This is a genomic window from Edwardsiella sp. EA181011, assembly GCF_000800725.1.
In the GTDB taxonomy this organism is placed as follows: Bacteria; Pseudomonadota; Gammaproteobacteria; order Enterobacterales; family Enterobacteriaceae; genus Edwardsiella; species Edwardsiella anguillarum.
The window spans coordinates 3,137,601-3,157,771 of the sequence record NZ_CP011364.1 but is presented as its reverse complement, the minus strand read 5'-3'; the positions used below and the strand labels follow the sequence as shown (position 1 = coordinate 3,157,771).

Genomic DNA, 20,171 nt, shown 5'->3' with positions numbered 1-20,171 from the left:
CGCGGCCATCGCGAGTCGCTGTCCCCGTGTGGCCTGTGTCCGTCGCTGGCATGGGCTCTTTTCCCCCGCATTGATTAATAACGTTTTAGCATTGCTTAACACTATTAACGTGATTTTCATTGACGCCGCCGGACGCCGCCGGACGCCGCCGGGATAGTCTGTTCATCCTTCTCTCCTTTATTGCTACGACGCCTGTTTCCACCACGTCTACCGGTCATTAAGGAGAAACGCGTCATGCTGACACTATTTATTGCCGTCCTCGTCGTCATTCTCGTGATATACGGCCTGTTGAAAGGGGCTGTACCCCAGGCTGTTTTGCTGTTGGGGGGCGTTGCCCTGCTGTTTTTCACCGCGCTGCTGCGGGATACGCCGCTGATGGCGGCCGAACAAAGCGCTAACTGGCGCTATTTTGATATCTTTTACCTGATTAGCGGCGTAATGAGTAACCGGCTGGCCGGGATTGGGCTGACCATCATGACGATTTCGGGCTTTGCCCGCTATATGGAGCACGTGGGGGCCAGCCATGCGCTGTTCGCCATTTTTGAGCGACCGCTTAGGCGCATTCGCTCCCCCTATCTGCTGCTGGTGCTGGGTTTCCTTCTTTCACAGGTTTTGGTGCTGTTTATTCCCAGTCACTCCGGTCTGGCGCTGCTGCTCATGGTCACGCTGTACCCTATTTTTATTCGCTGCGGAGTCAGCAAACTATCGGCGCTGGGGGTGATCGGCTGCGCCCAGTTTATCGATCATGGCCCCAGCGGGCCGGTAATTTTGGCGGCGGAGCTATCGGGGATGGATCCGGTTATCTATTTTGTGCATCATCAGCTGCCCGTTACCCTGCCGATTATTGCCGCCGTGGCCCTGAGCCACTATGTGGTGCAGCGCTGGTGGGATCGGCGCGAAGCGGCAGCGCCGCCGCCGGAGGGTCGTGCAGCAGAGACGGCATCGGCGCCGTCGCGGCCACCGCTCTGCTATGCCCTGCTACCGGTATTGCCTCTGGCGTTGATCATGGCCTTTAGCCCGCTGTTTGCTTCGACGGTTCGCATTTCTATCGTGGCGGCGATGCTGATCAGCATTCTGACCGCCATGCTGTTTGAGCTGGTTCGTCTGCGGCAGCCCAAACGGGTGCTGAGCAGTCTGATGATCTTTATCGAAGGCATGGGAAAGGCCTTTGTTCTGGTCGTCTCGCTGATTATCTGCGGTGAGGTCTTTGCCAATGGGCTGATCAAAATTGGTGCGATCGATGCCCTGACCGACGGCATGCATCATGCAGGCTTTGGCGTGGGCACCATGGTGGTGATCATGAGTCTGATGCTGGCGCTGGCGGCGTTTCTGATGGGCTCCGGTAATGCGGCGTTTTTCCCGCTGGCGGGGATTGCGCCGGATATTGCCGGTTCGCTGAATATCGAGGTCATCACCCTGATGCTGCAAATGCAGATCATGACCAGCTTTGGCCGCACCGTATCGCCGATCACCGCTGCCATCGTTGCCATTGCCGCTATTGCGAACGTTTCACCGCTGCAGGTGGTGAAGCGTACCGCGATCCCCATGGTCGTGGCCGCCGCCGTCAATCTGGCGCTGAGTCTGCTGAGGCTGTAGCCGAAGCGGGGCAAAACGTGCGGAATAGCGGCGGGAGGCCCGCGTCGTATGGGCCAATGCAATAAAGTCGCCTAAGCTGGAGTCAGCGGAGCGTCATTGGCTGGCGTTTCCGCCGCCGTCCCGGCGAGCGGTGTCGTGCGGGGGCTTTATTTTCTGCGTCAGCGGATTCAGCGGGGGAGTGAACATGTACGAGTCTCGCAATATGCCAGTAATCTCATCAAGGGCCTTTATTAAGCGGATGCTACTGCATTTTGCCGGCGCGCTGCTGTTGATTATTCTTACCCTGGCGATCGGTGTGGCGGGGCATCTCCTGTTCGATGATACCATCGCCTGGCATGACGCGACGCTCAACAGCGCCTTTATTGCCAACGGCATCGGTCCGTATATTGTGCCGCAGACCCTGACAGGGAAGGTCTTCTTTGCCTGTTATGGCATGTTCACCAGCCTGGTTTTTATGACGACGCTGGGGCTGATATTGGCGCCGCTGGCCCACCGTATCCTGCATCAGTTCCATCTGGATGATGGGCGGCAGGATTAACCCTGGGCTACCAGGCGGCGCGTCGCCGGGCCGTTTTACGCTGGCGCGGGGGCGTGGCCAGCGCGCGTACGTGCGCTGGGAAAAGACGCCGCGGGACGTCGGGCCGCCGCGGTCCCGTGGCGTTTTACGCCCTCTCCGGCGTGACCTTTATAATGTTATTTATAAACAATATGATAGCTAATCAGTTGGCGGGGAAGCATCGTCGCTGACGGGACGAAGTAAAACGTTTGCTTTTATAGGGCTCTTTTTGTTTTTAATCAATTCCAATTGATGTCGACTTCCCTGATAATAGCGCCCCGTTTGGCAACGGGAATCAGGAGATCTCATGTTCTACCCTTTTATCAGGAAGGCCCTCTTTCAACTCGATCCAGAACGCGCTCACGAGTTTACGTTCAAGCAGCTGCACCGCATCAGCGGCACGCCGCTCATCGGACTGATCCGCCAGTCGGTACCGAGCAAACCGGTCAGCTGCATGGGATTGTCATTTAAAAATCCGCTCGGTCTGGCCGCAGGGTTGGACAAGGATGGTGAGTGCATTGATGCGCTGGGCGCCATGGGATTCGGATCGATCGAAGTGGGTACGGTCACGCCGCGTCCCCAGCCGGGTAATGAAAAGCCGCGTCTATTCCGCATTGTTGAGGCGGAGGGGTTAATTAACCGCATGGGCTTTAACAATCTGGGCGTGGATAACCTGGTTGAGAATGTCAAAAAATCTCACTTCGGCGGCATTCTCGGGATTAATATCGGCAAAAATAAGGACACAGCGGTAGAGCAAGGTAAAGACGATTACCTGATTTGCATGGATAAGGTGTATTCCTACGCTGGCTATATTGCCGTGAATATCTCCTCACCCAATACGCCGGGGCTGCGTACGCTGCAATATGGTGAAGCGCTGGATGATTTACTGGCTGCGATTAAAACCAAGCAGGCCGAACTGCAGCAAAAGCATGCTAAGTATGTTCCGGTTGCCGTAAAAATTGCGCCGGATCTTAGCCATGAAGAACTGGTGCAGATTGCCGATAGCCTGGTGCGTCATCAAATTGATGGGGTGATCGCCACCAATACCACGCTGGATCGTTCACTGGTCAATGGGCTTAATCATTGCGCCCAGAGCGGTGGCCTGAGCGGTCGCCCGCTGCAGTTGAAAAGCACTGAGATTATTCGCCAGCTGGCGGCTGAGCTGCAGGGACGACTGCCGATTATTGGCGTCGGCGGCATTGATTCAGTGATTGCTGCCCGCGAAAAGATGCAGGCGGGGGCATCCTTAGTCCAGATTTATTCCGGGTTTATCTTTAAAGGACCGGGCCTGGTTAAAGAAATCCTTAATCATATCTAATTTTTAATCCTGCCTATTTAGCCCGGGACTTTATTTTCGTCTCGGGCTAGTCTATATTTTCATCAGTGCGCTGCTTATTTATTCAAATGCTGAGTTAAGCGCGTAGCGTTGCGTGACATTGCTTGGCAGTACCGTTATGTTGCCATGGATTTTATGGCGTGGGGGTCAATGCATGAATATAAAGCCCGGGGATCGCTGGCGCTGGTTCTTTGACCGGCAGCACGATCGTCTGATGTTGGATCTGGCGAATGGCATGGTCTTTCGCTCCCGCTTTCCCTCTAAAATGCTGACGCCGGATGCCTTTGATGTCAGTACCTTCTGTGTCGATGATGCCGCGAGCTACTATCACTTCGCCGAGCGCTGTCAGGCGAGCGGGCTGGATACGGCGCAGCGTGCCGAGCTGGTGCTCAATGCCCTGGTCGCACAGCGCTTCCTGAAGCCGATGATGCCTAAAAGCTGGTACTTTGCGCCGCAGCCCGGCCGCTATGTGCCCGATCCGGGAGAGCTGGTCGGCGTGCAGCTGCTCGATACGCCCGCCTGGGGGCGCCTGCTGGTGATTGCGCCGGGCACCAGCGCCAGCCTGTGCCTGCTGGCACAGCCTTCGCTGATGCTGTCCGGTAAGACGCTGATGCTGGGAGAGGCCATCAAGGTGATGCATGACCGCTTGCTGCCGCTGTGCGCGCATCAGGAGACGCCGTCTGACGATACCGCGCTGGCCTGCGCGGGGTAAATCTATTACCCCTCATCTCCGATGCACGGCGCGCATGCCGCGCGCCGTGACGATGTTTAGGTAATAATCTTAAAATTGCTCTATTCTGTGCTGTTTTGTGTTTTATTTGGACGAATATCCGGTAATAGGCGGGCAATCCCATTTTTCTTCATGTTATGATGCGCTGCATGCCAAACGTCACGATCATCAAGGGAGGTTGATATGTTTGACGCGTCAGGGAGATTCCCGTCGGCGGTGAGAAATACGCTGATCGCAGTGACAACCGTGTCGCTGCTGGCTTTTTCAACGGCGTCGCTGGCCGGTCCGAGCCGCACTACCAAGGGTGTGCTGCTGGGGGCGACGGCTGGACTGCTGTCCGGTAATGGCGTCAACGGCGTACTGAAAGGTGCGGCGCTGGGTGCCGGCGTCGGGGCGATCAGTGAAAAAGGCCGTAAAGGCAAGAAGGCCCGTAAAGGCGCTACCATTGGTGCGACCGTCGGCGCTGTCGCCGGCGTTCTGTCCGGTAACGGTATCGAAGGGGCTATCAAGGGCGCGGTCGTCGGCGGTGCCGGCGGCGCGATCATCGGCCGGATCCAATAAAACAGAAGGAATTGAATGTGAAAAAGGTATTATTCTTGGTTTCTGCGCTGGCTGCGGCGCCGGCCGTATGGGCGCAGTCTTACGACATTAAATCGGGCCTGCCGGCGGAAGTGTATATGACCTGCGCCGATGCCGGTGAAATGGCGAAGACCGATAGCGCGGGCGTCGCGGAAATCGTTGCTATTATGGGCAACGCCAGCGTTGAAAGCCGCGGCCTGAAAATTACCAAGACCGCCGGTACGGATAAAGCCGTTGTCGACAAGCTGAATCAGGCGTGCACCGCCGATCCGCAGATGCTGCTGATCACGGCGATCGATAACGCCATGCGCGCTATTGCTAAATAAGCAGGCGTAGGCCGCAACGACGCGACCTCATTTCCTCTTGTTTCTAAAGCCAGGGCCAGTCCCTGGCTTTTTGCTGTCCGGTGACCGCGGAAGGCGGTGTTAGTTTATCCATGGCCTATGCGCTGCAGCGATAAAAAGCCCCCGAAAAGGGGGCTGGTGAGTGCGAGGTAATAGAGGGATATATCTATTACCAGGCGTTGATCGTGGCAACCACCGGCATAGAGTAACTGCCTGGGGAGATATTACTATCCTCCTGTGCCGTAACGAAACTGACGTTACCATTGAGTTCAGTTACGCCCGTAGTCGATGCCGCAATATTCCGCCCAGCGTTGCGGAACCAAACATTACTATCCCCAAGGGGTACTACGCTGATGGTATTACCGCTCTCATTTTTAAAAAGCCAGTGTTGGGTAGTCTCATCATAGTAGTCGTCGTGAATGTCGATCCGCACATCTGAGTTGCCCGACTCACCGTTAATGATATCCGAGGCGTTGACTGAGAGGGTGGCCAGCATTGTTCCTCTCTGAGAGGCATCAGCCCTGGTGACGGTGAGGGGCGAGGGGGTGACAACAATTTGAGTCGTGCTGCTATCGATCACGTTGGTGGTCAGCGTCGTTTCCATATAGGATGTGACATAGGGATTATTGTCGCCGAACGTGCTGTAGCGGGCCATTGCAGCGCCGCTGGCAGCCAGGCAGGAAACGGCAACAAACGCAGAGATTACTGTTTTCTTCATATTCATCGTAAACCTCATTTCTATAGTAAACTTGATAGTGAATTGATCCCTGTCCAACTATTTACCCATTACTCAGTCCAGGAATAAAACCGAGTAAAACTAAAAAATAAAAACTATAAGCAGGCGAGCGCCGATATATATAACCCGATGGGATTCTTCTCTTTCAGGGTATAGGGAAGACGGCACTGCTGTCCGTCATGGTTTCCCCAGCGAATATGGAGTACGCCGCTGTCCGATAACCCGCTTAAGAATACGTCGCCAGCGTCACCTACGATGCCTGCGCTATGCTGATGCTCTGTCGCGACCAGCGCGCCAAAGGGAATCGGTTTGCCATCGCTGCCGGTGATGTGGAATAGCGCTTTTTTACCGTTGACGGTCTTATAGCTGGCCAATACCAGCGCGTTATCGGTGGGGATCACCGAGGAGACCGTCTGTTTAATCTCCGTCTGGCTGTTTAAATCAGCCTGCTGGATATAAATGTCATTTTTTCGATAGGTGTTGAGCGCGGTCACAAGGGCAAAACCGTTATCGTCGGTTTTCACCCCGTTACGGTTGGTTACCGCAATGTCGGCGGCATTGTCCACATCCAGGAGCGCCGCTGCACCGTGGATCCGCTGCCCCAGCGTGAGCCCGCCGCGGTGCAAGACCATGCTGCCGTTAATCCCGCCGCCAAATTGGGTCACCGTTGGGCTATAGTTATACATGCCATTAATGGCGCCAAAGGGATGGATTAACGCCGCGCTGAGCGAGGTTCTGTTGTTGTCACCGTTTTTGTTGTTAATCCCCTGGCTGATATTCCATGACAGTCGATTGTCATAGGCTATGCCATTCAGGGTGAGGGAGTTACTGATACTGCGATCCCTTTCGGAGAGGATCTGGTATCTCAGGCTGGAGTTCGTGCCGGCGCCGATGAGATTTCCCAGAGAGACGTAGATGGCGGCGGAGAATATATCCTCCTGATGGCGATAGTCGGCATTGAGAACCCGGTTCCAGCCCAGCGATAGGCTGGCGCGTCCCAAAAGGGAGGTGCTGTAGTTTAGGTTGGCATAGGACTCAGATTTTTTATCCCAGTAGCCGGTGGCACGGAAGGATAAATCCAGCGAGCCAAAGCGGGACAGATCTTGCTTCAGGCTGACGCTGCTGTCGTGTTTCTTTCGCCATGGGGATGGATAGCGTGCGCGCCGGGGCGTCATGGCGTCGGTGAATGAGCTGTAGCCTGCCGAGGCGTACTGATAGCTAGCCAGATTAAACGAAGTATTGGTTTCGTTGATAAGCTTGCTGTATCGGATGCGCAGGGCGCTGCCGATTTCATTATTATGATAGCCGCTGCGTGAATACACCCCATCGACGGAGAGCGCGCCAAAACGAGACAGATTAAACCCCATTCCCAGCGCCCCAGACCAATATTTATTACTGGCCTGGAGACCCGTATACCCGGTAAGAAAATCATTGAAGCCATAAATCAGCGTGGCGTTACCAAAAAAATCGTCGTTTGCTGTATCTGAATAAGGACGGTACTTCCCCAGGGTTACCTCATACTTTACCCTACCGGCCTTGAGCGAAATGGCCGGCGTGTTATAGGGAACCGTAAAATGCTGGACGGTGCCGTTACTTTCGGTGACCGTGACCGCCATATCCTCGCCCTGTAGCGCGGGAATATCCGTGAGCTCAAAGGCACCGGCAGGGACTTCGGTGCTGTAGATAAGGTAATTATTCTGGCGCACCTCTACCTGGGCGACGCTGCTGGCAATGCCCCTTACGGCCGGGACAAACGTTCTTTCATAGAAGGGGATCATACTGTCAGAGGTCGCCAGCTTGATACCTCTGAAGGGAATGCTGTTAAAAATATCAGAGCCGGTGCTGCTTTCACCAATCAACAGCTTGCTTTTTAACGATCGGATATCGCTTTCCGCGTAGGCATAGGCGTTCTGGTAGGTACTCTCACCATTGTAGCCTCGCTGCCATATACCCGAGTTGCGTAAACGCCAGCTGCCCAGGTTAAGGCCCGGCGCCAGTGAGAGTGAATAGGATTGGCTGGACGGGGCGTTAAACTTAACTTCACGATGCCAGGCTTTGGCATCATAGTTTAAAATGAATGCAGTGATGCCGTCGTCCCATTGCGACTCATGCGCCAGTTCGCTGGGTTTATTCATTATAGCTTTGGCCGGCGCATACAGCACCAGACTCATGCCGTAGAAAGCGAAGCTAAACTGGAGATCGCCCTGACTGAAGTCGATGTACTTCTCTCCAGGCTGATAGCTCAGTTGCAGCGCATCAGGATTAATATTGAATAAAACTAAATCCTCTTTTTTCAGGTAGGGCGTTAGGGTATTACCCACGTAGCCGAACTCGATTTGATAGCTTGCCATTTTCTTTCTGGAATCGTTCACTGCAACGGAAACTAAATAGGAGCCCGGTAGCTGCTGGCCGTCGTTGAAACGACTGACGTCATGGCCATTCACCAGTGCGGAATCAAAAAAGTACTCTTCTGACTGAGCAAAGGAACCCACACTGTAGGGCAAGCCAGCCAGCATCATTGACCAGATAAGCGGTTTAATCGTTGTTTTCATTGTTGACGCTTCCTTGTCGGTATGGGCTAACTCAGCGCTAATCTATATTCGTCCACAGCATCATTCAGTCGAGAAGGGTCTGATAGTCACGGGTAGTGCCGCCGTAGTCATTAATCAGGCTCCAGGTGATTTTTGCCCCTTTATGGGCAATGTTTTTCTGTGCAAAGCGATAAACGTCCTGTGGCTTGAGCGCGATCGGCGGCGTTATGGGCTGACCATTAATTTTTATTTCTCTGAAGTTAATAAAGTAGGGGGTTGGATTTTTAATGGTAAGCGCACCCTTGCTCTGCTCCCAGATCAAGGCTGACGCATAACTCGCGTCTTTGATATTCAAAGACGCTGGGCGGGTAATTAATTTAATACAGCTATTCACCATTACGTTGACGTTTAAAATGCCGTTGCTGCGCTTCTTATCATCATCGCTCCAGGCGCTGCCTTCGGTCGGCGGAATACTCTTCACACAGATCCAGTGCATTGACTCGATAGTGCGAGGAGCGCTGGCGTTGACTCTAATGATCGAGATGGTGTTCTTTTGCCCGCTGTCAAGGCGAAACAATGGCGGTGTCACAATATAGTCTGGGGATTTTTTCTCGGACTTCTCATCCATAACCCGAGACTCCACCAGAATAGGATAGGGCTGCTTATTCTCAATGGGGAGATTATAGCTATCGCTTTCAGCATCAAAAATAATTCGGGACGCACCCAGGGTGATGCTATAGCTTCTGGTTTGTGTATCAAGTGCGACGGCGTTGCCGACAAGGGGGAAAACCAGCGCCGCTAATACAGGGTATTTAGTCAATATGGCATAATTCATTTAGCTCTCTCAGTTCAGCAATGGTATAAATTAATAAAAACATATAATGTGCTGCTTCGGCGCTATCCCAACAACGCAATAGCGGGCTCTTTCGGCATGTCCTGGAATAGGTAAGCGAATGTGCGAACGCCATTAAAATGCTGTGCTGTTATGTCTTATAATAGCCGGCAAGACAAGAAACAATGTGGTGAATATACGACAGGCGACCTAGGCTGGTGCTAAGATATCCATTACTGACGCCAATGCGCTCACAGATCTCTTTTCTGGTGTGGCCAAGAATCAAATACTCCCACATGGCATCAATAATTTTCTCGCTGCTGATGGGGGATATTTCAACCAATAGCCAGAATTGATTTTCGGAGAGATCGCCAGAGCATAGTCTGCCTTTTTTTCTCGTCGCGGCAGTAAAATGACTTATTCCTGAACGTAATGGAATTCTCTTATCCATATGATACCCCGATCATTCATTATTTATATTTGTTTTATGATATTGATTATTTTGTTCTATATAAAACAAATTAAACTTAATTTCCCGTGAAAGTAATCGTAGTATATTCAAAAAATTTTTCTTGTGAAGACGGCGAGGCCGTTCCCTTCTCAGTCATCACCATGGTTTAACTGTGTGATGTTTCGCTAATTTTCGATAAAAAAACATATAAAAAATCACTCCAGCAGGATATTGGTCGGTAGGGCGGGCATTTTACGCCTGAGGGCGCGAGTGGCGCGCAATTGTAATCTAAAGTAAATTCATTCATATATATCCTTAAAGATAGAATAAAGGAAATATTTAATTGATCAGATATCGGCATTGTTTTGTAAAATATAAAAGATGAGACTGGTTAATATAAATTAATTATTCATCAGCATGATAGATTGTGTCTGGAGCGTATCGGGTGATGGCTTTGGCGGGGCGCTGAATGGCGTGGGCGCGCTACAGGGCGTCGATGGGGGCGAGACGGTGACGGCATCCCTCCGTATGGCGGCGGCTCCTCCTTTCTGCTGCGCCGTTTTTTACCGGACGGCGGACGGGGATATCCTCCCCGTCCTGATATCATCACCGCCGACAGCGCCGCTGTGCGGGGCGATGCGCGGTTCAGCGTCGGCGTCGGGGCGGCGCTATCGTCTCCCTCTTGCCGTCATCGCCGCCGACAGCACCGCTGCGCGGTTCAGCGCCGGCGCCGGGAGGGTGCTTCTCCTCGCCCTTACTCTCATCGTCGCCGCACAGCGGCCCCAGCTTCGGGAAGTCGCTGACGATTCTGGCAATAAAGACCAGCGAATAAATATAGCCCATCAGGACGACTACAATAGTAGCGTTGCGGGCGGGCCAGGAGACGGCGACGATGTCGCCATAGCCGACGGTCAGGATGCTGATAAATGAGTAATAGAACAGATCGTTAAACATCTGCTGCGGATTGTCGCTAATGCCTTTGAACGATCCCGGTTGTAATACCTCGATGCTGGAAAAGATAAAGAGGCCGATATAGCCGATCAGCAGAAAGCCGCTGAGGGCGGCAAATACCATTTCGACGTCGGCGGAGGCGGCGCGGATAACCTTGCGGACGACGACAATCGTGACCAGCGTAAAAAAATATAAGTACAGCATCTTCCCTAACACGATGAAGGGGAGGGAGTCGGGAAAGAACAGAAAGATGATGACATTGAGTACGATCGGCACCGTGACGAAAGCCCGGTTGCGGCGCAGAACCACGTTAAATCCGGCGATCCCCTGCAGCGTCAGGCAGATGAGGGATTTGGACTGCAGATCGCCAAGGTTCGGGATCAGATTGATAAAAAAGACGCCGATCAGTGAGATAAACAGCCAGCAAAACTGATGCCGTTCAGCTCTGATCTTCAATGAGGCGTGTTGAGTGGGGTGTTTCAACCTACGCATAATCGTCGAGCCTTGCCTAGAAGCCTGAGAGGCGTTGCCTCACCAAAGTGGATTAGCCTACTCCATCAGGCTATTTTTGTCTGCTGCATCGGTGCTGGCCGTACCCGGCAGGGGAAGGGGCGCAGCGGCGCGGATAGCGATGGGCGAGGGTGTCAATGCCGGCGCCGCGGGCGGCGTGCGGAGGAGAAAATGCGTAAAAAAACGCTGTGGGGATGGCGTGGCGGCAGGGAAAAGTGGAAAATATCGGGTTTATTCTCCCCATCGGCGCACTTTCGCGTCGTTCGCCAGGTGTTTCCTGCGTCGAACTGGGCGGATATCATCCATAACTGACTGATAGCGATAGTGAAAACATGAAATCTCTTTTTGCCAGCACCGCGCGCGGTCTCGAAGAACTACTGAAAAATGAACTGGAAGGGCTCGGTGCGCATGACTGCCAGATTGTCCAGGGTGGCGTGCATTTCAGGGGAGATGGGCGTTTGCTCTATCAGAGTCTGATGTGGAGCCGTCTGGCGTCGCGCATCATGCTGCCGCTGGGCGAGTTTAAGGTTTACAGCGATCTGGATCTGTATCTGGGCGTGCAGGCGATCGATTGGACGACGCTGTTTGGCATCGATAAGACCTTTGCCGTGCACTTCAGCGGCACCAATGAGGAGATCCGCAATACCCAGTATGGCGCCCTTAAGGTCAAGGATGCCATTGTCGACCGCTTTACGCGGAGTATCGACGCGCGTCCCAGCGTGGCCAAGCAGGATCCCGATATCCGTATCAGCGTCTATCTGCAGCGGGAAACGGCGATCGTATCGCTGGATCTCAGCGGCGATGGGCTGCATCAGCGCGGCTATCGTGATTTGACCGGCCAGGCGCCGCTGAAAGAGACGCTGGCGGCCGCCGTGGTGCTGCGCTCCGGGTGGCAGCCAGGTACGCCAATGGTCGATCCGATGTGCGGATCCGGCACGCTGCTGATCGAGGCGGCGATGATGGCATCCGATCGGGCGCCGGGGCTGCAGCGTGAGCGCTGGGGCTTTATGGGCTGGCTCGGTCACGACGCCGATCTGTGGCAGGAGGTGCGGGTAGAGGCACAGCGCCGCGCCCGCTTGGGGCTGGAGCAGACGACGTCGCGTTTCTTTGGCTACGATCTCGATCGCCGCGTGCTGGAGATGGCGCGCGCCAACGCCCGCCGCGCTGGGGTGGCCGCCCTGATCACCTTTAACGGTGGCGATGTGGCTCAGCTGCACAATCCTCTGCCGGAAGGGCCGCTGGGGACGGTGCTGAGCAACCCACCCTACGGGGAGCGGCTGGAGAGCGAGCCGGCGCTGATTGCGCTGCACAATACGCTGGGGCGCATCATGAAGCGGGAGTTCGGCGGTTGGCAGCTGTCGCTGTTCAGCGCCTCGCCGGAGCTGTTGAGCTGTCTGCAGCTGCGCGCCGAGCGCCAGTTTAAGGCCAAGAATGGCCCGCTGGAGTGTGTTCAGAAGAACTATCGCCTGAGCGCGGCCCCGCAGGCCGGCGGCGGTGAGGTGGCGCAGGACTATGCTAACCGTCTGCGTAAAAACCTGAAAAAGTTTGATAAGTGGGCGCGGCAAGAGGGGCTGACGTGCTATCGGGTCTACGATGCCGATCTGCCGGAGTATAACGTGGCGGTCGATCGCTACGGGGAAAAGATCGTGGTCCAGGAGTATGCGCCGCCGAAGAGCGTCGATGCGCAGAAGGCACGCCAGCGTCTGTTCGACGTGGTCAGCGTGACCCAGTCGGTGATGGGGGTTTCAGGCAATAATCTGATCCTGAAAACCCGTGAGCGGCAGAAGGGTAAAAGCCAATATGAGAAGCTGGCGCAAAAGGGCGAGTTCATGGAGGTCCAGGAGTACGGCGCCCGTTTCTGGGTCAACCTGACCGACTATCTGGACAGCGGACTGTTTATCGACCACCGCATTGCGCGCCGGACGCTGGGCGAGATGAGCCGCGGTAAGGATTTCCTTAACCTCTTCGCCTATACCGGCAGCGCCAGCGTGTATGCCGGGCTGGGCGGTGCGCGTTCGACCACCACGGTCGATATGTCCCGTACCTATCTGGAGTGGGCGGAGCGCAACCTGCGCCTGAATGGGCTGACCGGACGTCAGCACCGCCTGGTTCAGGCGGACTGCCTGAGCTATCTGCACCACTGCGAGGATAAGTTCGATCTGATCTTCATCGATCCGCCGACCTTTTCCAACTCGAAGCGGATGGAGGGGACCTTTGATGTGCAGCGCGATCACCTGGATCTGATGCGCGATCTGGCCCGGATACTGCGTCCGGGCGGTACCATCATGTTCTCCAACAACAAACGCGGTTTCAAAATGGATCTGGCCGGACTGGCGCAGCTGGGTCTGCAGGCGCAGGAGATCACCGAGCGCACGCGCTCCGCCGACTTTGCCCGTAACCGCCAGATCCACAATTGCTGGCTGGTGACCCACGCCGGCGAGGAGCAGTAATTCCATGTCTTTGATTAGTCTTTCAGGTGCCTGGCTCTCTTTTAGCGATGCGCCGCTGCTGGATAATGCTGAGCTGCACATCGAACCCAACGAGCGCGTTTGTCTGGTCGGGCGTAACGGCGCGGGGAAATCGACCCTGCTGAAGATCCTGGGGCGCGAGCTGGCGCTGGACGATGGGCGCGTCGTGTATGCGCAGGATTTGGTGGTGTCGCGTCTGCAGCAGGATCCGCCGCGTGACGTCGCCGGCTCGGTATTCGACTTTGTGGCCGGCGGCGTGGCCGAACAGGCGCAGCATCTGCGCGACTACCATGAGCTGCTGCGTAAGGTCGAGCGCGATCCCAGCGAGCAGCACCTGCGCCAGCTGGCGGAGCTGCAGGAGCGGCTGGAGCACCAGGGCATCTGGCGTATGGATGCCCGCATTCGCGATGTGCTGACCAAGCTGGGGCTGGAGGCCGATACCCCGCTCTCGGCGCTTTCCGGCGGGTGGCTGCGCAAGGCGGCGCTGGCGCGTGCGCTGGTGTGCGAGCCGGACGTCCTGCTGCTGGATGAGCCGACCAACCACCTGGATATCGATACCATTACCTGGCTGGAGGGATTCCTTAAGGAGTTTGGCGGTAGCATTATCTTCATTTCCCATGACCGCGCCTTTATTCGCGCCATGGCGACGCGCATCGTCGACTTCGACCGCGGCAAGCTTGTCTCCTGGCCGGGAGACTATGACGCCTATCTGACCGGGAAGGAAGAGGCGCTGCGGGTGGAGGAGCTGCAAAACGCCGAATTCGATCGCCGACTGGCGCAGGAGGAGGCGTGGATCCGTCAGGGGATCAAGGCGCGCCGTACCCGTAACGAGGGGCGCGTGCGTGCGCTGAAGTCGATGCGTCAGGAGCATGCCCAGCGCCGGGCGCAGCAGGGGAACGCCAGGATGCAGGCCGAAGAGGCGCTACGCTCCGGGAAAATCGTCTTCGAGCTGGAGAACGTCAGCTACCGCTGCGGCGATAAGACGCTGGTGCGCGACTTTTCCGGTCAGGTGCTGCGCGGCGATAAGATCGCCCTGGTCGGGGCCAACGGCTGCGGTAAAACTACGCTGCTGAAACTGATGCTCGGTCAGCTTAATCCGGACAGCGGCAGCGTGCGCTGCGGCACCAAGCTGGAGATCGCCTATTTCGACCAGCACCGCGCCGAGCTGGATCCGGACAAGACGGTGATGGATAACCTGGCCGAGGGTAAGCAGGAGGTGATGGTCAACGGGCGCGCTCGGCATGTGCTGGGTTATCTGCAGGACTTCCTGTTCCACCCCAAGCGGGCGATGACGCCGGTGCGCGCGCTCTCCGGTGGGGAGCGTAACCGACTGTTGTTGGCGAGATTGTTCCTAAAACCGAGCAATTTACTGGTGCTTGATGAACCTACCAACGATTTGGATATCGAAACGCTAGAGCTGCTGGAGGAGTTGGTCGCCAACTACCCAGGAACTGTGCTGCTGGTGAGCCACGATCGTCAGTTTGTCGATAACTGTGTGACCGACTGCTGGATCTTCGAGGGCGACGGCGTGATTGCCCGCTATACCGGCGGCTACGCCGATGCCCATCAGCAGCAGGCCGCCTCGCAGGCGCTGCGCTCGCCGGCGGCGACGGACGCCGCACCGCAGGCGCTGAAGGGGGAGGCGAAAACGGAGCGGCGTCGCAGCAGCAATAAGCTGAGCTACAATCAGTTAAGGGAGCTGGAGCAGCTGCCGCAGCAGATTGAGGCGCAGGAGGAGCAGCTCGCCGCCTTGCAGGCGCAGGTCGCCTCACCGGACTTTTTCTCTCTGCCGCACGGCGAGACCCAGCCGGTGCTGCAGGCGCTGGCGGAGTGCGAGCAGACGCTGGAGCAGGCGTATGCCCGCTGGGAATCCCTCGAAACGCAAAAAAATGCCAGCTGATTGAGGCTATAGTCGCAGGGATAATCATCAGCCTGATGGCTGCCGGCGTGCAGCGTATCGGGCTTTTTTATAACCGGATAATCTAATGTGCAGTCAACAGGATACGGAAAATACCCATATGCTGTGCCCACAGTGCGACATGCTGGTTGCGCTGCCCCGGTTGACCTGGGGCACCAAGAGCGTATGTCCGCGCTGTGGTACGACGCTGGCCATGCGTTGGCGTCATCCGCATCTGCAGCCGACGCTGTATGCGATCAGCGCGCTGTTTCTTTTAGTGGTGGCTAATCTGTTCTCATTCGTCACGATGTCGGTGGCCGGGATCAGCAATGCCATTACGCTGATCGAGATCCCCGGTATGCTGATGTCTGAAAACTACGTCAGTATCGCCACGCTGTTTATGATTTTTGTGCAGGTGATCCCCGCGTTTTGTATGGTGGTGATCATCCTACTGTGTCTACGGGTGCCGCTGCCGGCGATGCTCAGGGTGGGGCTGGCGCGGATCCTGCTGCAGTGCCGCGCCTGGTGTATGGTGGAGATCTTTCTCGCCGGCGTGCTGGTCAGCTTTGTCAAGCTGATGGCGTATGGCGACGTGGGGGTCGGCAGCAGCTTTTGGGCCTACTGCCTGTTTTGCCTGCTTCAGGTCCGCGCATTCCAGATGGTGGATCGTCGGCTGCTGTGGGATGACATCGCCGCGCCGCCGCCCTGTGACCTGCCGCAGCGCTGCGGTGACACCGGGCTGCGGCAGGGGCTGCGATCCTGTGCCTGCTGTACGGCGATCCTGCCGGCGGATCAACATCAGTGTCCGCGCTGTCTGACGACCGGCTATGCCCGGCGGCGTAATAGCCTGCAGTGGACGCTGGCGCTGCTGGTGACGGCGCTGCTGCTGTATATTCCGGCCAACCTGCTGCCGATCATGGTCACTCAGGCGCTGGGCAGCAAGCTGACCTCCACCATTATGGCCGGGGTGATCCTGCTGTGGGGTGAGGGCTCATACCCGGTGGCGATGGTGATCTTCATCGCCAGCATCATGGTGCCATCGCTGAAGATCTTGTCCATCGCCTGGCTGTGCTGGGCATCGCGCCACGGCACCGGGCGGGACAGCGAGCGGATGCACGTTATTTATGAGATCGTCGAGTTTGTCGGCCGCTGGTCGATGATCGACGTATTTGTGATCGCGGTGCTCTCGTCGCTGGTAAGCATGGGGCGTCTGATGAGCATTTATCCGGATATCGGCGCCATTCTGTTTGCCGCCGTGGTCATTATTACCATGATTTCCGCCATGGTGTTTGATCCCCGGTTGCTGTGGGATCGCGAGAGCAGAGTACCAACAGGGGAGTAGGGATAATTGAAGGTGGATGAACAAACAACGGCTAAAATCGAGCGTATCAAGCGCTGGTCACCGGTCTGGATTATTCCTATCCTGACTGCGCTGATCGGCGCCTGGATTATTTTTTACCACTTCAGCCATCAGGGGCCGGAGGTCACGCTGATCACCCAAAACGCCGAGGGCATCATCGCCGGAAAAACGGCGATCAAGAGCCGTAGCGTGGACGTCGGTACGGTGGAGAGTGTGACGCTGAGCGATAACCTGAATCAGGTGATCGTCAAGGCGCGTCTGCAAACCGGCATGGAGAAGCTGCTGCGCAAGGACAGCGTATTCTGGGTGGTGAAGCCGCAGGTTGGCCGCGAAGGGATCTCGGGCCTGGGGACGCTGCTGTCCGGCGCCTATATCGGGCTGCAGCCGGGATCGAACGATAGCGAACAGCATGAGTTTAATCTGCTGGATCAGCCGCCGCTGGCGCCGCCGGATGCCAAAGGCATCCGCATTATGCTGGTCAGCGATAAGGCCGGTCAGCTGAATCCTGGCGATCCGGTGCTGTTCCGCGGTTTGCGGGTGGGCTCGGTGGAGACCAGCGGGTTCGATACCAAGGCCCGTAAGATCACCTATCAGCTGTTTATCGCGGCGCCGTATGACACCCTGGTCACTGAAAACGTCCGCTTCTGGGTGGACAGCGGTATCTCCTTCGATGTGTCGGCGCAGGGGATGCGGGTGCAGATGGGATCGCTGGCGACGCTGCTGAGCGGCGGCGTCAGCTTCGACGTGCCGCAGGGGCTGAGTCCGGGCAAGGAGGTAGCCAATCTGAGCGACTATATTCTGTACGATAACCAGAATAGCATTCAGGACTCGCTCTATACCGAGCACTTTGACGTGCTGATGTTCTTTGCCGATTCGATTCGTGGCCTGCAGGCCGGGGCGCCGGTTGAGTTCCGCGGTATCCGGCTGGGAACCGTGGCGCAGGTGCCTTACTATGTGAAAGGGCTGGATCAGCGTCTGGATGCCAACTACCGCATTCCTGTGCTGGTGCACATTGAGCCCGAGCGCCTCGAAGAGAACATGGGCGACAACTTTAACCTGCGTCAGCATTTGCTGGGGATCCGCCATAGCGGTCTGCGCGCGGCGCTGAAGTCGAGCAACCTGATCACCGGCGCGCTGTATATCGATCTGGACTTCTACCCCAATGCCAAGCCGTGGAAAGGCCCCGACGTCATCAGCGGGATTCCGATTATGCCGACGGTGAGCGGCGGGCTGGCACAGCTGCAGCAGAAGGTCACCGCGGTGCTGGATAAACTGAATGCGCTGCCGCTGGAGCCGATGATCTCGGCGGCGACCGGAGCGCTGAAGACCAGCCAGGGGACGATGCTGAAGACGCAGGAGACGCTGCAACAGCTGAATAATATCCTGTCCAGCAAGGCGATGCAGTCGCTGCCGAGCGATCTGCAGCGGTCGCTGATCGAGCTGAATCGGACCATTAAGGGGATCCAGCCGGGCTCGCCAGCCTATAACCAGATGGTGAGCGATCTGCAGCATCTGGACCAGGTGCTGCGCGAGCTGCAGCCGGTGTTGCGCACCCTGAATCAGAAGAGCAACGCGCTGGTGTTTGAGGCACCGGCGGGTAAAGATCCGCATCCCAAGGGAGCCAAGCCATGAAGAGAGGGATGATACTGTTAGCGGTACTGGCGCTGAGCGCCTGTAGCGCAAGCGATCAGAAGTCTTACTATCAGCTGCCGACGACGCCGGCGGCGAAAACCACCGTCGCCCAGACGGCGCCGCAGGAGCGCCAGCTGTGGGTGCAGCCGGTGAACGTCACCGATCTGCTCGGGGGATGGGGGTGGTCTATCAGCAGAACGATGTGCAGTTCGTGACGGCCAGCAATAACCTGTGGGCCAGTCCGCTGGCCCAGCAGCTGACCCAGTCGCTGGTGGCCGGCCTCAGCGCCGGGATGCCAGGGTGGCTGGTGTCAGCCCAGCCGCTGGAGATAGGACAGGATACCCTGACCGTTAACGTCAACGCGTTCTATGGACGCTATGACGGTAAGGTGGTGGTGGCCGGAGAGTGGCTGCTGAGCCGCCAGGGGACACTGACGCAAAAAGCGTTCCACATCGTGCTTCCGCAGCAGGGGAATGGCTATGATGCGCTGGTGCGTACCTTGGCGCAGGGGTGGCAGCAGGAGATCGCCAGCATGGCCGGTCAGATCGCCCGCGCCAACTAAAATGCGTTACCGCGTGTAAATGCAGCGCCCCTGGCCATTGTCGGCGAGGGGCGTTTTTTTTGATATCCCTCAGTGAATTACGCTACCAACTCGACCCGAAACAGAAAAAATAACCGCAACTTTAGCGCAGAACTGTGACGGGTGGGCGAATTTTCACCATTGACCCGACGGGTAAAAGTAGCTATTGGTTAAGGGTGGCAGCGTACGCTGACCACTGTTTTCTTTCCACCAGCGTAATTATGAGGGAAAAAAGGCATGAAGAGACAGAAACGCGATCGTCTGGAAAGGGCGCAGGCCCGCGGCTATCAAGCGGGTATTGCAGGTCGTTCCAAGGAGCTTTGTCCTTATCATTCTCTGGACGCTCGTTCTTACTGGCTGGGAGGCTGGCGGCAGGCCATGGAGGACAGGTCTCTGGTTGCGGTAGCGTAGTACTCCCCCACACCATTCGAGCGTAAAAACCCCCCGTGCGGGGGTTTTTACATGAGGCCCCGCGGCTCTGGCATAAAAAAACGCAGCGGAGCTGCGTTTTGTCTACCCGGCCATGATGCGCGGGTTTAGAAGGCGCTGGTGTCTTTGAACAGACCGACCTTCAGATCGCTGGCGGTGTAGATAAGCTTGCCGTCGACCAGGACTTCGCCGTCGGCCATACCCATGATTAGCTTGCGGTTGATAACGCGTTTAAAGTGAATGCGATAGGTCACTTTCTTGGCCGTTGGCAGTACCTGTCCGGTGAATTTGACCTCGCCGACGCCCAGCGCGCGGCCTTTGCCTTCGCCGCCCAGCCAGCCGAGATAGAAACCGACCAGCTGCCACATGGCATCCAGGCCGAGGCAGCCCGGCATGACCGGATCGCCAACGAAGTGGCAGGCGAAAAACCACAGGTCCGGATTGATATCCAGCTCGGCTTCGACATAGCCTTTGTTGTGATTACCGCCGTCCTCGGTCATTTTGATGACGCGATCCATCATCAGCATGTTGCCTGACGGCAGCGGCGGCCCGCCGGCGCCAAACAGTTCTCCACGACCGGATGCTTCCAGATCCACTTTGGTATAGGACTCGCGTTTATCTACCATAATTCTCGTCAGCCTTTATTCAATGAG

General features: G+C 56.4%; 17 protein-coding genes and 1 pseudogene. 12 read left to right on the top strand and 6 right to left on the bottom strand.

Features of this window, described 5'->3' with window-relative positions:
- The first annotated feature begins 234 nt into the window (after positions 1-234).
- From dcuC to QY76_RS13965, 6 genes are all read left to right on the top strand, one after another.
- Positions 235-1,596 carry a C4-dicarboxylate transporter DcuC gene (gene dcuC / locus QY76_RS13990; protein ID WP_045424869.1) on the top strand — a complete coding sequence of 454 codons (1,362 nt, stop codon included), beginning with the start codon at positions 235-237 and terminating at the stop codon, positions 1,594-1,596.
- A gap of 238 nt (positions 1,597-1,834) precedes the next feature.
- Positions 1,835-2,134 carry a two pore domain potassium channel family protein gene (locus QY76_RS13985; RefSeq protein ID WP_225865157.1) on the top strand — a complete coding sequence of 100 codons (300 nt, stop codon included), beginning with the start codon at positions 1,835-1,837 and terminating at the stop codon, positions 2,132-2,134.
- 325 nt (positions 2,135-2,459) lie between these two features.
- Positions 2,460-3,470 (top strand): quinone-dependent dihydroorotate dehydrogenase, encoded by a 1,011-nt coding sequence (pyrD, locus tag QY76_RS13980; RefSeq protein ID WP_045424872.1) that lies wholly within the window; start codon positions 2,460-2,462, stop codon positions 3,468-3,470.
- 172 nt (positions 3,471-3,642) lie between these two features.
- The gene (locus QY76_RS13975; RefSeq protein ID WP_045424875.1) at positions 3,643-4,200 is read left to right on the top strand and encodes a cell division protein ZapC; all 558 of its coding nucleotides are present in this window, start codon (positions 3,643-3,645) and stop codon (positions 4,198-4,200) included.
- 234 nt (positions 4,201-4,434) lie between these two features.
- Positions 4,435-4,779 carry a glycine zipper family protein gene (locus QY76_RS13970; protein WP_045424877.1) on the top strand — a complete coding sequence of 115 codons (345 nt, stop codon included), beginning with the start codon at positions 4,435-4,437 and terminating at the stop codon, positions 4,777-4,779.
- A 17-nt stretch (positions 4,780-4,796) separates the two neighbouring features.
- Positions 4,797-5,123: a YmgD family protein gene (locus QY76_RS13965; RefSeq protein WP_034164386.1), complete on the top strand. Its 327-nt coding sequence runs from the start codon at positions 4,797-4,799 to the stop codon at positions 5,121-5,123.
- 187 nt (positions 5,124-5,310) lie between these two features.
- On the opposite strand, the gene QY76_RS13960 is transcribed toward QY76_RS13965, so the two are convergent.
- The 5 genes from QY76_RS13960 to QY76_RS13945 all read right to left on the bottom strand — a co-directional run bounded on the left by QY76_RS13960 (position 5,311) and on the right by QY76_RS13945 (position 11,134).
- The gene (locus QY76_RS13960; RefSeq protein WP_045424989.1) at positions 5,311-5,865 is read right to left on the bottom strand and encodes a hypothetical protein; all 555 of its coding nucleotides are present in this window, start codon (positions 5,863-5,865) and stop codon (positions 5,311-5,313) included.
- Between the two features lie 107 nt (positions 5,866-5,972).
- Complete coding sequence (locus QY76_RS13955) at positions 5,973-8,429, bottom strand: fimbria/pilus outer membrane usher protein (protein ID WP_045424879.1); 2,457 nt, start codon at positions 8,427-8,429, stop codon at positions 5,973-5,975.
- A gap of 64 nt (positions 8,430-8,493) precedes the next feature.
- Positions 8,494-9,243, bottom strand: coding sequence for a molecular chaperone (locus QY76_RS13950; protein ID WP_225865158.1), 750 nt, complete (start codon positions 9,241-9,243; stop codon positions 8,494-8,496).
- Between the two features lie 148 nt (positions 9,244-9,391).
- Complete coding sequence (locus QY76_RS18195; RefSeq protein ID WP_071844183.1) at positions 9,392-9,691, bottom strand: PapB/FocB family fimbrial expression transcriptional regulator; 300 nt, start codon at positions 9,689-9,691, stop codon at positions 9,392-9,394.
- Positions 9,692-10,336: 645 nt separating this feature from the next.
- Positions 10,337-11,134 carry a potassium channel family protein gene (locus tag QY76_RS13945; protein ID WP_034164383.1) on the bottom strand — a complete coding sequence of 266 codons (798 nt, stop codon included), beginning with the start codon at positions 11,132-11,134 and terminating at the stop codon, positions 10,337-10,339.
- A 350-nt stretch (positions 11,135-11,484) separates the two neighbouring features.
- Here QY76_RS13945 and rlmKL point away from each other — a divergent pair, with 350 nt between their 5' ends.
- The 6 genes and pseudogenes from rlmKL to rmf all read left to right on the top strand — a co-directional run bounded on the left by rlmKL (position 11,485) and on the right by rmf (position 19,500).
- Positions 11,485-13,602 carry a bifunctional 23S rRNA (guanine(2069)-N(7))-methyltransferase RlmK/23S rRNA (guanine(2445)-N(2))-methyltransferase RlmL gene (gene rlmKL / locus QY76_RS13940; RefSeq protein ID WP_034164382.1) on the top strand — a complete coding sequence of 706 codons (2,118 nt, stop codon included), beginning with the start codon at positions 11,485-11,487 and terminating at the stop codon, positions 13,600-13,602.
- 4 nt (positions 13,603-13,606) lie between these two features.
- Positions 13,607-15,520 (top strand): ABC transporter ATP-binding protein, encoded by a 1,914-nt coding sequence (locus tag QY76_RS13935; protein ID WP_045424880.1) that lies wholly within the window; start codon positions 13,607-13,609, stop codon positions 15,518-15,520.
- Positions 15,521-15,605: 85 nt separating this feature from the next.
- Positions 15,606-16,859, top strand: a complete 1,254-nt coding sequence (gene pqiA / locus QY76_RS13930) for a membrane integrity-associated transporter subunit PqiA (protein WP_034164380.1) — start codon at positions 15,606-15,608, stop codon at positions 16,857-16,859.
- 6 nt (positions 16,860-16,865) lie between these two features.
- Positions 16,866-18,509 (top strand): intermembrane transport protein PqiB, encoded by a 1,644-nt coding sequence (gene pqiB, locus QY76_RS13925; RefSeq protein ID WP_081854061.1) that lies wholly within the window; start codon positions 16,866-16,868, stop codon positions 18,507-18,509.
- Positions 18,506-19,071 (top strand): annotated as a pseudogene (gene pqiC / locus QY76_RS13920) (membrane integrity-associated transporter subunit PqiC). The gene pqiB and the pseudogene pqiC overlap by 4 nt, the downstream one beginning before the upstream one ends.
- A gap of 255 nt (positions 19,072-19,326) precedes the next feature.
- Entirely contained in the window at positions 19,327-19,500 is a 174-nt protein-coding gene (gene rmf / locus QY76_RS18185) for a ribosome modulation factor (RefSeq protein ID WP_015461265.1), read from the top strand.
- A 125-nt stretch (positions 19,501-19,625) separates the two neighbouring features.
- On the opposite strand, the gene fabA is transcribed toward rmf, so the two are convergent.
- On the bottom strand, positions 19,626-20,144 hold the full coding sequence (gene fabA, locus QY76_RS13915; protein WP_034164378.1) for a bifunctional 3-hydroxydecanoyl-ACP dehydratase/trans-2-decenoyl-ACP isomerase: 519 nt from the start codon (positions 20,142-20,144) through the stop codon (positions 19,626-19,628).
- Positions 20,145-20,171 lie beyond the last annotated feature (27 nt).